12 protein-coding genes and 1 tRNA gene are annotated in these 13,994 nt (G+C 62.9%); 3 read left to right on the forward strand and 10 right to left on the reverse strand.

Annotated features, from left to right (window positions below; translation table 11 throughout):
- The first annotated feature begins 245 nt into the window (after positions 1-245).
- Positions 246-1,733, forward strand: coding sequence for a surface lipoprotein assembly modifier (locus tag SIDU_RS04940; RefSeq protein ID WP_233431872.1), 1,488 nt, complete (start codon positions 246-248; stop codon positions 1,731-1,733).
- Positions 1,734-2,179: 446 nt separating this feature from the next.
- On the opposite strand, the gene SIDU_RS04945 is transcribed toward SIDU_RS04940, so the two are convergent.
- The 3 genes from SIDU_RS04945 to SIDU_RS04955 all read right to left on the reverse strand — a co-directional run bounded on the left by SIDU_RS04945 (position 2,180) and on the right by SIDU_RS04955 (position 4,913).
- Positions 2,180-2,254, reverse strand: a tRNA-Glu gene (locus SIDU_RS04945).
- Between the two features lie 292 nt (positions 2,255-2,546).
- A complete protein-coding gene (locus SIDU_RS04950; RefSeq protein WP_007687800.1) occupies positions 2,547-3,335 on the reverse strand; it encodes a SapC family protein in 789 nt (262 codons plus the stop codon).
- A 138-nt stretch (positions 3,336-3,473) separates the two neighbouring features.
- Positions 3,474-4,913: an FAD-binding oxidoreductase gene (locus SIDU_RS04955; RefSeq protein ID WP_007687798.1), complete on the reverse strand. Its 1,440-nt coding sequence runs from the start codon at positions 4,911-4,913 to the stop codon at positions 3,474-3,476.
- A gap of 78 nt (positions 4,914-4,991) precedes the next feature.
- Between SIDU_RS04955 and SIDU_RS04960 the strand changes: the two genes are divergently transcribed.
- Both SIDU_RS04960 and SIDU_RS04965 read left to right on the forward strand, forming a co-directional pair.
- The gene (locus SIDU_RS04960; RefSeq protein WP_007687796.1) at positions 4,992-5,426 is read left to right on the forward strand and encodes a hypothetical protein; all 435 of its coding nucleotides are present in this window, start codon (positions 4,992-4,994) and stop codon (positions 5,424-5,426) included.
- Positions 5,427-5,538: 112 nt separating this feature from the next.
- On the forward strand, positions 5,539-6,876 hold the full coding sequence (locus SIDU_RS04965) for a DEAD/DEAH box helicase (RefSeq protein ID WP_007687794.1): 1,338 nt from the start codon (positions 5,539-5,541) through the stop codon (positions 6,874-6,876).
- A 249-nt stretch (positions 6,877-7,125) separates the two neighbouring features.
- On the opposite strand, the gene SIDU_RS04970 is transcribed toward SIDU_RS04965, so the two are convergent.
- Genes SIDU_RS04970 through cyoA form a run of 7 tightly spaced genes read right to left on the reverse strand, consistent with a single transcriptional unit; the run spans position 7,126 to position 13,863 of the window.
- Complete coding sequence (locus SIDU_RS04970) at positions 7,126-7,656, reverse strand: response regulator transcription factor (RefSeq protein ID WP_007687793.1); 531 nt, start codon at positions 7,654-7,656, stop codon at positions 7,126-7,128.
- On the reverse strand, positions 7,653-8,972 hold the full coding sequence (locus SIDU_RS04975; protein WP_013040387.1) for an ATP-binding protein: 1,320 nt from the start codon (positions 8,970-8,972) through the stop codon (positions 7,653-7,655). Before SIDU_RS04975 ends, SIDU_RS04970 begins: the two co-directional genes overlap by 4 nt.
- A complete protein-coding gene (locus SIDU_RS04980) occupies positions 8,969-9,694 on the reverse strand; it encodes an SURF1 family protein (RefSeq protein WP_007684932.1) in 726 nt (241 codons plus the stop codon). Before SIDU_RS04980 ends, SIDU_RS04975 begins: the two co-directional genes overlap by 4 nt.
- Entirely contained in the window at positions 9,691-10,110 is a 420-nt protein-coding gene (gene cyoD / locus SIDU_RS04985; RefSeq protein ID WP_007684934.1) for a cytochrome o ubiquinol oxidase subunit IV, read from the reverse strand. Before cyoD ends, SIDU_RS04980 begins: the two co-directional genes overlap by 4 nt.
- Positions 10,107-10,730 (reverse strand): cytochrome o ubiquinol oxidase subunit III, encoded by a 624-nt coding sequence (gene cyoC, locus SIDU_RS04990; RefSeq protein WP_037510560.1) that lies wholly within the window; start codon positions 10,728-10,730, stop codon positions 10,107-10,109. Before cyoC ends, cyoD begins: the two co-directional genes overlap by 4 nt.
- Before the next feature lie 5 nt (positions 10,731-10,735).
- Positions 10,736-12,742, reverse strand: a complete 2,007-nt coding sequence (cyoB, locus tag SIDU_RS04995) for a cytochrome o ubiquinol oxidase subunit I (RefSeq protein WP_007684938.1) — start codon at positions 12,740-12,742, stop codon at positions 10,736-10,738.
- A gap of 5 nt (positions 12,743-12,747) precedes the next feature.
- Positions 12,748-13,863: a ubiquinol oxidase subunit II gene (gene cyoA / locus SIDU_RS05000; protein WP_007684940.1), complete on the reverse strand. Its 1,116-nt coding sequence runs from the start codon at positions 13,861-13,863 to the stop codon at positions 12,748-12,750.
- Positions 13,864-13,994 lie beyond the last annotated feature (131 nt).

A 13,994-nucleotide genomic window follows, 5' to 3' on the forward strand; every position in this document is an offset into this window, starting at 1 on the left:
GCTGCGCCCCTCCCTACGATCAGACCAGACAACCGATCCTACCGGCCATCATAGTCGCCGCTCAACCGGCCATCGTAGTTGTCGCCGCGCACCCATCGTAGCGAATATCGGTTATCCTTACCTCCGCCGCTGTCGTAATTACCGTCCCGGTAATGCGATTGTTAGCATCCGCGGTTTTGTAATGAACGGGCAGAGCGTCCAGATTGCCTCCCGAAGGTGAAGATGCAAGATATGAAACGGGGGCGGTGACGGCAGCTGGCTGGGAAGGCGTGGGTGTCGGCATCGATGCTACACCTCCGCTGCCGCCTCCCCCACAAGATGCAACCGTCAGCCCCATCATCAGAATCACAACATTACGAAAGACTAGTTTCATTTTGCCTCGCCCACGCATATGCAAAAAACACGCTGGCTTCCTCCCCAGCTTGCTCTCGGTCGCGTTCGCAATATCTGCGTCCGCCGTCAATGCTGCGCCAGAAAAACAAGCGGCACCAATGCTTTCGACTGAGGGGGTTTCAGCGAGCCAGATGCTTGATCTTGGGGAGCATCTCGCGGTTGCAGGCAAAATCGGCGATGCGAACCTGATTCTCGATGCTCTCAAGCAAAATGATGAAGGCTCGCGCGAGCAAATTCTGCTCGCAGGCATCATTGCGGTGGCTCAAGGTAATTTGTCTTTGGCTGAAGCGGGCTTCCGAACCCTCCTATTGCGGGATCCTCACGACACCAGAGTCCGGCTCGAACTTGCACGGGTACTTTTTTTGCTGCACCGATATGCAGCTGCAGATTATCATTTTAGGCTCAGCGCTGCGCGAAGCCCAACGTCTGTGCAACATAATATTTCACTTTTCCGCCGCGCAATACAGGCACAACGAACATGGCGTGTTTCGGTGGAAGGGGGAATTGCCCCGGATACCAACGTGAACTCAGCGGGTCGTGACCGAATTGTCGATTTGTTCGGGTTGCCCTTTAACGTGGACAACGATGCTCGCGAAAAATCAGGGGTCGGTGTTTTTGCAAATGCCGACGTTGAACTTCGGTTGCGGCGCTCTGAAGCAGTGGGATTGTCCATCCGCGCATTCGGAAACGCTCGGGAATACCGTCGTTCGGCTTTTAATGATGAGGTCGCGGGCATCGAAATCGGCCCACAATTTCGGTTTGGCAACGCGCAAGTGATCGTTGCGGGAACAGGTCTGTTTCGGTGGTATGGCCGAGAGATATACTCGCGAGCTCTAGGAGCAGCGCTACGCGTTGAACTGCCCATCTCAGCGCAATGGCAGGTCGATCTGAAGCCTCAATTCAGATCAGTCAATTATCTCCAAAACCCAAGCCAAAACGGACCTTTTATGAGCTTGAACGGTCAGATTAGCCGCTCCCTCGGGAGTCATGCCTTAGGGCAAATCGATTTTCTCGCGTCGCGACAGTCTGCTCGCGCTCCTGGCTACGCTTATCGAGAAGCAGGGCTAGGTGTGAGTGCATTTGCTGAACTTGGAAATGGAATTACTGTAGGAGGAAGTATCGAGGCAGCGCGGACGGTGTTCGATGCTCCACTCTTCGGATTTGCAAAGACACGCCGCGATTGGAGAGCCGCAACAACCATTTCTGTTCTCAATCGGAACTGGATTTTGTTGGGATTCTCGCCTGTCGCGCGGCTGAGTTTTGCACGGTCGAAATCTACAATTAGTTTTTTTGAATATCGTCGAACACGACTGGAACTTGCATTGCAGCGGCCATTCTAAATAAAATCGGCAAAGAGTACGATATATCGATTGTTCAGGCTCATCTGTGTCCGCCGATCTGGAATTCGCTATCATCTGTGATGCAAAGTCTGATGTAGATGCACGGTAATCAGGTGTTTTTCCGTCAGCGTCCGCTTCAGAGCATCACACATTCCCGAATGAATGACCGGCTTTGGTCGTCTGCGGAGCGGCGGCTTTCTCCGCACGGTCTGTCCCCGTCGGTGAGCTTGTAGGGCTTCTCCCGCCCCTTGGCGGCTTTGATCGCCACCGCCGAAAGTGCCATGATGGTATCTCCCGATCAGGGAGTGGTGGACACCATCATATCTACCATCGGATTGTTGGTATGCGGTGATATACAGCTACTCCGTATGAGCGGAGTATATCACAGAAAACCTACGGAAAACAGCCATTTACGAGATGAAATGGCACCTTCCGAGAGAGGAAGGTGGTGACCCCTACGGGAATCGAACCCGTGTTTCAGCCGTGAGAGGGCCGCGTCCTGACCGCTAGACGAAGGGGCCACAGGCCGCGTGGGGCGGCGAGTAGGGGGCCGCGTTTAGGAAAGCGCGTCGGCGCCGTCAAGGGAAACTCGCGCAATTTCCCTCCACCCAGAAAAAACCACCCCATGCGATTCGCATGGGGTGGCCAAGGTTCAGGGAGGAGACGCCTCCAAAAGGGGGAGGCGCCCATACGACACACCCGAAAGGGGGGCAGGTGCGCCGTATGTTCGGTAAATAGAGAAAACCGCGCGGAGTTTCAAGTGGCGCCGCGCAACCTTTTTCCTTAAATCCCTGTCATAAATGCTTAATTTGGTTAAGCATCCGCTGTCTGGGGCGCTGCCGGAACCGCGATCGGCCCCTTGCCCTGGGACACCTGCGCCTCGAACAGCTCACGCATGAGCTGCAATGAGAAGAGGTGCGCATGGATCAGCGGCAGCATGCCGTTCTGGCTGATCTTGCGAAGCTGGTCGCCGCGCATGTCCCGCAGCTTTTCCTCGTTCACCATGCGGAATCCGCGATAGACGAAGGGCTGTTCATTGCCGGGCACCTGAATGGCGACTTCGCCGTCCATCAGCAGGTCGAGATCCTTCAGATCCTTCATGAACTGGCCGGTGCGCGCCGCCGCCTGCTCGAAATCCTCGCAGAATTTGAGCACGCCCTGCGTCAGTTCGCTGGGCTTGCCATCCTCGAACAGAGCCTGGCCTTCCTCGAACGTGCCGAGCGCGTCGCTGGTCGGATCGAAGCAGAGCGAGAGTTCGTCGCTGTCGGAACGCAGCTTCGCCAGCATCCAGGGATAGCGGCGGACATAGGCGGGCACATAGGCGGGGCCACGCAGCTTGCCCTCGTCGTCGAGGAAGGTGTTGACGCCTTCGTTGAGGCCCATCAGCGCCAGCGGAACCGGCTCGTCCCCGGCGGAGAAGATAATCGGCACGAAGCGCTGGGCGGCGACGAATTCGTCGACCGTCAGGGGAATGGCGTGCTGAGTCGTCAGGAACGGTGCCGAATCGACGGTGCGGCTGCGCCAGGCGGCATGATCGACGCTGCTCAGCGGGATGAGGTCGTTGTAGAAGACGGGAAGGCCGTTCGCGGGCGCGCTTGCCATGATGTGCTAGTCCATTTCCAACAAAAAGCGGCGCATTTTGCCTTGCGCCGTGAGCATGATACTGGGCCGGGCAGGATAAGGCCCTTGCATGCGGGAGGCAATCGCTTTCGACGCCCGGCGCGGCGGGCGCGCCGGGTTTCAGCCTTCCTCCGGCCTGGGGATCAGCTTGTCGGGGTTCATGATGCCCTGCGGGTCGAAGGCGGCCTTGATCGCGCGCAGGGCGTGGAGGCGCGCGGGACTGGCGAGGCGGCCCAGTTCGGCGCGTTTCATCTGGCCGATGCCATGCTCGGCGGAGATGGAGCCGCCAGCCGCGACCACCGCGTCATGAACGAAGGCGTTGATCGCCTGCCCATGCGCCGCGATCCAGCCCGGCCCATCGGTCGTGCCCTTGGGGGCGCGGACATGGAAATGGACGTTGCCGTCGCCCAGATGGCCGAAGGAGGAGGCGGTGGTCCCAGGGAAGGCCCTTTCCGCCGCTGCCGCCGCATCCACCATGAAGGCGGGCATGCGGGCGACCGGCACGCTGACGTCATATTGCAGCGCCGGCCCCTGCGCCCGCTCGGATTCGGACAGCGATTCGCGGATGCGCCAGAAGGCCTCCGCCTGCGCTTCATTGGCGGCGATGGCGGCGTCGACGGCGATGCCCCGTTCCAGCGCCTCGGCCAGCGCGCCTTCCAATTGCTCGGCCGGTCCGGGATCGCGCAGGTCGCCATGGTCCACCTCGACCAGCACGTGCCAGGGAGTGCGGGTCGCGATGGGGCAGCGGGTGCCGGGGATGTGCGAGAGGACATGGCCGAGGCCATCGTCGGCGATCACCTCGAACCCCTCGACGCTGTCGCCCAGATGCGCTTCGCACAGCCGGAGCAGCGCGAGCGCCTCGGCGGGGGAGGGGACGCCGATCCAGCCGACCGCGCGCGCCGCAATGGCGGGGACAAGGCGCAGCGAAGCGGCGGTGACGATCCCCAAAGTCCCCTCAGCGCCGATCAGCAACTGCTTGATGTCATAGCCGCGATTGTCTTTCCTGAGGGCATCCAGGCCGTGGAAGATGCCGCCGTCGGGCAGGACAGCCTCCAACCCTTCGACCAAAGCCCGCATCGTGCCGTGGCGTAGCACCTGCGTGCCGCCGGCATTGGTGGAGATGAGGCCGCCGATGGTGGCCGAACCCTTGGCCCCGAGGCTCAGGGGAAAGCGACGGCCGGCGGCGGCGGCGGCATCGTGGAGGTTGGAGAGAATCACGCCCGCTTCGCAGACGGCAAGATTGTCGTCCGGCGACAGGCTGCGGATATGGTTCATCCTGCGGAGCGACAGGATCAGCGCGGAGCCGTCCGCCGGGGGCGTGGCGCCGCCCACCATGGACGTGTTGCCGCCCTGCGGCACCAGCGGCACGGAAAGGTCGGCGGCAAGGCGGACGGCGGCGGCGACCTGCTCCGTCGTTTCGGGCTGAAGAATGGCGGACGCCGCGCCATGATAGCGTCCGCGCCAGTCGCTGAGCCACGGCGCGATGTCGTCCGCATCGGTCACGACGCGCTTTTCCCCCAGCAGGGCCGTGAATCGGGCGATAACATCTTGTCCTGTCATGGGACTGTCCTATGCCTTGGAATTCATCGACGGTTCAACCTTTGGCCCATAGCGTCTGCGTCCCAAAAGGGGTTCGACTTGTTTCATTCCGTCCTGCTGCTGTTCACCGCGTCAGCCGCCGAGCCCGTGCAATGGGCGCAACTGACGATAGAGCAGCGCGTCATCATCCGCGTTCCGATGGCAAGGAAGGGACGCGCCCCCGCTCGTCCCGTCCCCCAGGCGCGGGACGACTGGAAGGAAAGGAAGGGGCCGCGCTGCATCGCGCTGCGCTCGATTCGCTCCGCAAGCATATTGATGGACAATGCCATAGACCTGCTGCTGGCGGACAATCATCGTTACCGCGCCAGGCTGGAGCGCGGGTGCAACAGCATGGGGTTCTATTCCGGCTTCTATGTCGAACCCGATGAGGATGGCTCGCTCTGTTCCGGGCGGGACGAGTTGCAGGCGCGCAGCGGGGCAAGTTGCGCGATCGACAGTTTTCGCCGGCTGGAGCAGGCCGAACCCGACGATTAGCGCCATCCTCTTCGCGATTTTCTTGACAAGAGGCCGATATTTCCGCAAGGCGCGCCCGATTTCCCCTGCGTGTTCCAACGCGGGGGGAGAGCCTCCTGTCCCGGACATCTGAATGACCTTTGCCGATCTCGGCCTATCCGACGAATTATTGAAGGCCGTTAGCGAGGCCGGATATGACACGCCCACGCCGATCCAGGCGCAGGCGATTCCCCCCGTGCTGATGATGAAGGACATCATCGGCATCGCGCAGACCGGGACGGGCAAGACAGCCAGCTTCGTGCTGCCGATGATCGACATCCTTGCCCATGGCCGCGCCCGCGCGCTGATGCCGCGTTCGCTGATCCTGGAGCCGACGCGGGAACTGGCCGCCCAGGTGGCGGAGAATTTCGAGAAATACGGGAAGTATCACAAGCTCAACATGGCGCTGCTGATCGGCGGCGTGCAGATGGGCGACCAGCTCAAGGCCCTGGAAAAGGGCGTGGACGTGCTGATCGCAACGCCAGGTCGCCTGATGGACCTGTTCCAGCGGGGCAAGATATTGCTCAACGGTTGCAGCATGCTGGTGATCGACGAAGCGGACCGCATGCTCGACATGGGTTTCATCCCTGACATCGAGGAAATTTGCACCAAGCTGCCTGCCCAGCGGCAGACTTTGCTGTTTTCCGCGACCATGCCCGCGCCGATCAAGAAGCTGGCCGACCGCTTCCTCAGCAATCCTAAGTCGATCGAGGTGGCGCGGCCCGCGACCGCCTCCACCAACATTACCCAGCGGTTGGTGAAGGTGGATTCGCGCAAGAAGCGGGAAGCGCTGCGCGCGATGCTGGAAGCGGAGGATGTGCTGAGCGCGGTGATCTTCTGCAACCGCAAGACAACGGTGCGGGAACTCAACAAGAGCCTTCAGCGCCACGGCTTCAGGTCGGGCGAGATCCACGGCGACATAGACCAGTCGGCGCGCATCGCGGAACTGGAGCGGTTCCGTGCGGGGACGGTGAACATACTGGTGGCGTCGGACGTGGCGGCCCGCGGGTTGGACATCAAGGGCGTCAGCCATGTGTTCAACTTCGACGCGCCCTGGCATCCGGACGATTATGTCCACCGCATCGGCCGCACCGGCCGCGCCGGGGCGAAGGGCGTCGCCTATACCTTCGTGACGGCGGACGATGCCGAGGCCATCGACAATATCCAGAAGCTGATCAAGCAGAAGATCGAGACGATTGACGCGCCGGCGGCCGCTGCCCCCGCCGAAAGGGAGAAGCAGGAGCCGCGCCGTCCGGACAAGGAGCGCAAGAGCGACAAGCGGCGCGACGACCGCCGCCGCGAAGAACCCCGCGCTGCGCGGCCCGAAGGCAATGGCGCCCGGCCGCGGCGGCCGGAACAGGTGGACGATGGCCCGGACGACGGCTGGAACGGGCCGGTTCCGGAATTCCTCTCCGTGGGATTCGGGGCTTAGAAGATCGTGCGGAAGAGCCTGCCTGTCCAAGGGTGGGAATCGGTTCTCCGCTTGGCCATGCTCTCTTTCCCTTCGCGCGCCGTGCTCCTGCGAAGGCAGGAGCCCAGACCCGCCGTGAATGGGCATCACTGCGTCCAGACCAGATTCCTGCGAGCGGTGCGCCTCGCTCCAGTGCCTGCGCGGGAGCAGGACGCTACCCAAAAGAAAGAGTCGCGCTCCGGCCCGTTCACTCCCTAGCTGAAATCTCCTTCAACCCACCTGCCGTTTCGCCAGCTTCCTTGCCAGCGTTCGCCGGTGCATGCCCAATCGCCGCGCCGCTTCGGAGATATTGAAGTCGCTGTCCTTCAGCACTTCATGGATATGTTCCCATTCCAGCGTCTTGATCGATGTCGGACGCGGCGCCAGCGGCGTGGACGGATCGCCGGCCGATCGGGCGAACGCCGCCTCTATGTCGTCGGTGTTGGACGGCTTGGCCAGATAGTTGGACGCGCCGAGCTTGATGGCCTCCACCGCCGTCGCGATGCTGGCGAAGCCGGTCAGCACAACGATCACCATCGCGGGATCATGGGCATGCAGGGTTCGCACGCACACCAGCCCCGACTCCGCGCCCAGCTTCAGGTCGACCACGGCGAAGCCCGGCCTGTTGCCCGCCAGCACCCTTTCCAGCGCCGCGTGGCTGTCCGCCGTCAGCACCATATAGCCGCGCCGTTCGAAGGAGCGCTTCAGCGTCTTCGCGAACGCCTCGTCATCTTCGACAATCACCAGCAGGCGATCCGTCATGCAGTCGTCTCCTCCAGCGCCACCGTGCCCAGCGGCAGCCGCAGCAGGATCAGCGCCCCGCCGTCGGCGCCGTTGCTCGCGCTGACGCTGCCGCCCAGCTTGCGCACGACATTGACCACAAGGAACAGGCCCAGGCCGTGACCTTCCTTGCCCTTGCTCGATCGATAGGGCTTGCCGAAATCCTCCAGCATCGCCTGCGAAAAGCCGCTGCCATTGTCGCGGACCGCGATGTTGAGCGAGCTGCAGTCGCGCCCGACGAGCAGGTCGATATAGGTCGCGCCCGCCTCTCGCGCATTGTCGAGCAGGTTGCCGATCGCCTGGCGGATCACCGGATCGGCGACGATGCGGGGATAGTCGTGCGGCCCGAAATCGCAGCGCAGCGGCATGCCGGGATTGGCCCTGCGCCACTCCATGGCGATGCCCTCGATGAAATCGCGCACATTGGTGACTTCCGGCGCCTCGCCCCGCGCCTCTCCGGAGGAAAGGAGGATGCCGGTGACGATCTGCTTGCAGCGCTGCACGGCGGCCTGCATCTCCTCCACTTCCTCGACCAGGGCGGCGTGTTCCGTCACCTCCGGCATATGCTTCCAGTCGCCCAGCACCACCGCAAGCTGGGAGAGGGGCGTGCCCAGTTCATGCGCCGCGCCCGACGCCAGCAGGCCCATGCGGACGATATGCTCCTCCTCCGCCGCCTGTTGCCGCAGCCGGGCGAGATAGGCCTCCCGCGCCTGGAGGTTGCGCGTCACCGGCAGCATGAACAACACCAGCAGCACCGCGACCATGGTGAGGCAGATCCAGGTGCCGACGATATGCAGGTCGAACAGATGGCCTTCCAGCGCGCCGTTGAGATCCAGCGGCCGGTAATGCAGCGCCAGCAGCCCCGCGCACAGCGCCGAGACGAAGACGATGCCCCAGATGCTCCAGCGATCAAGCAGCACCGCGCCCAGCGCCACCTGCACCAGATAGAGGGAGATGAAGGGATTGGTCGCCCCGCCGGAAAGATAAAGCTGCGCCGTCAGCAGCAGCACGTCGAACAGCAGCGACAGGAACAGTTCGGCATGGGACACGTCGGTCCGCCTGCGCAGCACGCCCAGGCTGAGGCCGTTCATCGCCATTGCCATGCCCGCGAGCAGCAGCATCGGCGCCAGCGGCAGGCGGATGCCCATGACGAAATGCACCGCCACTATGGTGATGAGCTGGCCCGCGATCGCCAGCCAGCGCAATTGCACCAGCAGCGCCAGATTCTTGCGCCCGGCGGCGTCGGCGGGCCACTGGCTGGGTTGCCAGAGGGTGCTGATCGGCAGGGTCCGGTTCATCCCCGGCGGTCTTTTCGCGCCTGTCGCATGACCAATATGTACCCGCCCGCGACCATCGCCGCCAGCACGAACCATGTGATCGCATATTGCAGGTGGCTGTTGGGGAATTTGACGACGGTAAGGCCGCCGACGGGCAAGCTGTCGGGGTCGCGGGCGGCGTCCGCGTCGATGAAATAATCGGCGAGCGGGCCGCTGATCCCCCGCGCCGCGGCGATGGCGGCGACGTCGCGGGAATACCAGCGGTCGGCCGCCGGGTCGTTGGAGCGCAGGAAGCCGCCGCCCGGCTCGCTGAGGCGGAGCAGGCCCGTCACATGCACCTCGCCCGGCGGTCTTGCATAATCCCGCCGCCTGTCGGGCGGCACGAAGCCGCGATTGACGATCAGGGTGAAGCCCTGGTCGGTGACGAGGGGGGTCAGCACCCAGAAACCGGGTCCGCGCACCGTCACGGCCTGCACCAGCGCGGCCTTGTCATGGAGGAAATGGCCCGAAATCCGCACGCGGCGATATTCGTCGGCCCTGCCAGCGGAGCGGGGGGCGGGAATGGGGAGCGCGTGGATGCGGGCGTCGACGCGGGCGATCAGGTCGCGCTTCCAGGCGAGGCGCTGGACCTGCCAGGCGCCCAGCGCGCAAAATCCGGCGAAAAGGAGGAGGGCGATCAGCGTCGGGCCGATGGGAAAGGCCGGGGAGCGCCGGGAGCGCTTCCCGTCGCGGGCCGTTGTCACGGCATTTCGCTCATATTGTGCATGGCGCGCATTTCCTGGGTCGGACCCATGTCCATCTCCATCTGCGCGTGCGGCATCATGTTGGCGTTCAGATGATACATGACCCACAAGGATCCCGACAGGACGATGACGACCAGCACCACGGTCAGCATCATCGCCATGAACGACCAGCCGCCTTCCACGCGGGTGTTCATGTGCAGGAAGTAGATCATGTGGACCACCACCTGCACCGCGGCGAAGCCCATGATGACGACGCCGGTCAGTTGCGGATCGTTCAGCGCGCCGCTCATCACCAGCCAGAATGGAATGGCCGTCAGGATCGCCGACAGGCCGAAGCCGATCATGTAGCTGCCGAAGCTGCCATGCGCGCCTTCTTCATAATGGCCGTGATCGTGGGAATGGACAGCGTCGCTCACCGCAGGACTCCCATCAGATAGACGAAGGTGAAGACGCCGATCCAGATGACGTCCAGGAAGTGCCAGAACATGGAAAGGCACATCAGGCGGCGCTTGTTGGCGGGGATCAGGCCCTTTTTCGCGACCTGCGCCATCAGCGTCACCAGCCAGATCGAACCGAAGGTGACGTGCAGCCCGTGGGTGCCGACCAGCGTGAAGAAGGAGGAGAGGAAGGCGGAACGCCACGGCCCCGCGCCCTCATGGATGAGATGCGAGAATTCGTAGAGTTCGATGAACAGGAACGCCCCGCCGAACAGCAGGGTGACGAACAGCCAGCCCTGGGTGGCGCGGACCCGGTTCTTCTCCATCGCCAGCATGGCGAAGCCGTAGGTGATGGAGGAGAAGAGCAGCATCGCGGTGTTGAGCGCGATCAGCGGCAGGTCGAACAGGTCTTTCGGCCCCGGCCCGCCTGCATAGCTGCCGCCCAGCACCGCATAGGTGGCGAAGAGGATGGCGAAGATGAGGCAATCGCTCATCAGATACATCCAGAAGCCCAGCATGGTGCTGTGGCCTTCGTGGAGGTGCGGTTCCTCGGCCAGGTGATAGGCCTTGGGTTCCATAGGTGCAGTTGCGCTGCTCATGCGTGTCAGGCTCCCAACGCCGCGAGGGTGCGCGTGCGATCTTCCTCGGTGCGCGTGACGACATCCGCCGGGATATGGAAGTCGCGCTTGTAGTTGAAGCTATGGCCGATGGCGACGGCGACGATGCCGATGAAGCTCAGCCCCGCAAGCCACCAGATGTACCAGATGAGCGCGAAGCCGCACAGCGTCGCCAGCCCGGCCAGGATCACGCCCGCGCCCGTGCTGCTCGGCATGTGGATCGGCTGATAGCCGCTCAGCGGGCGCTGATAGCCGTTCTTCTTCATGTCCGCCCAGGTGTCGCCGTCGTACACGACGGGAGTGAAGGCGAAATTATAGTCCGGCGGGGGCGAACTGGTCGCCCATTCCAGGGTGCGGCCGTCCCAGGGATCGCCGGTCGGATCGCGAAGCTCGTCGCGCTTCCAGATGGACAGGGCGAACTGGATCAGCATGGCGCCGATGCCCAGGGCGATGACGGCGGCGCCGATCGCGGCGACGACGAACCAGGGTTGCAGCGACGGATCGTCCAGCACGCGCAGGCGGCGCGTGACGCCCATCAGGCCGAGCACGTAGAGCGGACCGAAGGCCAGCCAGAAACCGATGTTCCAGCACCAGAAGCTGACCTTGCCCCAAAAGACGTCGAGCCTGAAGCCGAAGGCCTTGGGCCACCAGTAGTTGATCGCCGCGAACAGGCCGAACAGCACGCCGCCGATGATCACATTATGGAAATGCGCGATCAGGAACAGCGAGTTGTGCAGCACGAAGTCCGCAGGCGGAACCGCAAGCAGCACGCCGGTCATGCCCCCGACCGTGAAGGTCAGCATGAAGGCGACGGCCCACATCATCGGCAGCTCGAAACGGATCTTGCCGCGATACATGGTGAACAGCCAGTTGAACAGCTTGGCGCCGGTGGGGATCGAGATGATCATCGTCGTGATGCCGAAGAAGCTGTTGACGCTGGCGCCCGAACCCATGGTGAAGAAATGGTGCAGCCACACCAGATAGGACAGCACCATGATGGTGCAGGTCGCATAGACCATGGAGGTGTAGCCGAAGAGGCGCTTGCCGCAGAAGGTCGACACCACTTCGGAAAAGACGCCGAACAGCGGCAGGATGAGGATATAGACCTCCGGATGGCCCCAGATCCAGATGAGGTTGACGTACATCATCGGATTGCCGCCGAAATCATTGGTGAAGAAGGCGGTGCCGGCATAGCGGTCCAGCGAGAGCAGGACGAGCGTGGCGGTCAGGATCGGGAAGGAGGCGACGATCAGGACGTTGGCGCAGAGCGAGGTCCAGGTGAACACCGGCATCTTCATGAGGGACATGCCCGGCGCGCGCATCTTCACGATGGTCGCGATCAGGTTGATGCCGGACAATGTCGTGCCAACGCCCGCCACCTGCAACGCCCAGATATAGTAATCGACGCCCGTGGCCGGGCTGTAGGCGATGCCCGACAGCGGCGGATAGGCCAGCCAGCCGGTCTGCGCGAACTCGCCCAGGAACAGCGACATCATGACCAGCACGGCGCCGCCCGTCGTCATCCAGAAGCTGAAATTGTTGAGGAAGGGAAAGCTGACGTCGCGCGCGCCGATCTGAAGCGGGACGATATAGTTCATCAGGCCGGTGATGAACGGCATCGCCACGAAGAAGATCATGATGACGCCGTGCGCGGTGAACACCTGGTCATAGTGATGGGCGTTCAGATAGCCTTCGGAACCGTTGAAGGCCCACGCCTGCTGGATGCGCATCATGATCGCGTCTGCAAAGCCGCGCAGGAACATGACGAGGCCCAGCACCATGTACATGATGCCGATCTTCTTGTGATCGACGCTGGTGAACCATTCCTTCCAGAGATAGCCCCAGAGCCGGAAATAACTGAGCGCCGCGACCAGGGCGACGCCGCCCAGCACCACCGCGACGAAGGTCGCGACGATGATGGGCTCATGCCATGGGAAGCTGTCCCATGTCAGGCGACCGAAGATCATCTGTGCGGTTGTCATTGTGCCGGTCATGGGCCTTACCGATGCTGCGCGTGCGCCTCAGCGCCGCCGTGGGAAGAGTGATTGAGAGGGGCGTTCGAAGCCGCGGGAGCGTCGGGTGCGGTTTCCTGCCCCTTATTCTCGTCCGACTGTTCGATCACATGGCTGTTGGGGAAATCGTAGCGCAGACCCTTGGTGTCGCGCGCCGACTCCTTGCCCGCGCCGCCCATCATGTTGACGTGCATCAGCTCGCCCATGCAGCGCTGGCCGGGCCGCGGGCACAGATTGACGATGGCATCGAACAGCTTGGGGTCGAAAGCGGAGAAATAGGCGACGGGCGCCTTCTCGCTCGGCTTGGCCAGGGCCAGATAGGCGTCGCGGTCAAGGCGGGCGCGGCTCGCCTTCGCCCTGGCGGCCCAGGCATCGAACCCGGCCCTGTCGAGCGCACGGTAGGTAAAGCGCATGTGGGTGAAGCCGGCGCCCGAATAATTGGCGGAAATGCCGGTGCCCGCGACAGGCCGGTTGGCGACCGCGTGCAACTGCGTCTTCATGCCGGGCATGGCATAGATCTGGCCGGCCAGTTCAGGCACGTAAAAGCTGTTCATGACCGTCGAGGCGGTGATGTCGAACCGCACCGGCACATTGACCGGCAGCGCCAGTTCATTGACCGTGGCGATGCCCAGTTCGGGGTAGATGAACAGCCATTTCCAGTCGAGCGCCACGACCTCGACCGTCAGCGGCTTGATACGGGGGTCGACCGCCGTCTTCGCGTCGATGCGGTCGAGCGGCCTGTAGGGGTCCAGCTTGTGCGTGCTGACCCAGGTCAGCGCGCCCAGGCAGATGATGATCAGCAGCGGCGCGGACCAGATCAGCAGTTCCAGCTTGGTGGAATGATCCCAGTCCGGATCGTAATCCTTGTCCGCCGCCTCGTTCGCCGCGCGGTAGCGCCAGGCGAAGAAGACGACCAGCGCCATGACCGGAACGACGATCAGCAGCATCAGCGCGGTCGAGATCAGGATCAGATCGCGCTGCTGCATCGCAATATCGCCCGACGGGTTCATCACGACCCAGTCGCAGGCCGTCAGCGGCAGTGCCAGGAGCGGAGCGGACCTTCGGAAAATCGGGGTCCAGTCCAGGGAGGTGGGATGTGGCATGGGCCGCGCCTACCGCTTCCGCGAGGAGTCGAACAGTGGACAGTTTGTCCTATTGTACGCAGGTGCAAAAAATGCATGAATTGCGGGATACCGCTTAGACTCTGCGGGTTTTCTGCTATGTTGCCTGTCCA

It is taken from the genome of Sphingobium indicum B90A (assembly GCF_000264945.2).
Lineage (GTDB): Bacteria > Pseudomonadota > Alphaproteobacteria > Sphingomonadales > Sphingomonadaceae > Sphingobium > Sphingobium indicum.

Coding starts and splice junctions, on each gene's coding strand:
- SIDU_RS04950 (WP_007687800.1), bottom strand. CDS start 3,335: ATGGCAAGCGCGCCCGCGAACGGCCTTCCCGTCTTCTACAACGACCTC.
- SIDU_RS04955 (WP_007687798.1), bottom strand. CDS start 4,913: ATGACAGGACAAGATGTTATCGCCCGATTCACGGCCCTGCTGGGGGAA.
- SIDU_RS04965 (WP_007687794.1), top strand. CDS start 5,539: ATGACCTTTGCCGATCTCGGCCTATCCGACGAATTATTGAAGGCCGTT.
- SIDU_RS04970 (WP_007687793.1), bottom strand. CDS start 7,656: ATGACGGATCGCCTGCTGGTGATTGTCGAAGATGACGAGGCGTTCGCG.
- SIDU_RS04975 (WP_013040387.1), bottom strand. CDS start 8,972: ATGAACCGGACCCTGCCGATCAGCACCCTCTGGCAACCCAGCCAGTGG.
- cyoC (WP_037510560.1), bottom strand. CDS start 10,730: ATGAGCAGCGCAACTGCACCTATGGAACCCAAGGCCTATCACCTGGCC.
- cyoB (WP_007684938.1), bottom strand. CDS start 12,742: ATGACCGGCACAATGACAACCGCACAGATGATCTTCGGTCGCCTGACA.
- cyoA (WP_007684940.1), bottom strand. CDS start 13,863: ATGCCACATCCCACCTCCCTGGACTGGACCCCGATTTTCCGAAGGTCC.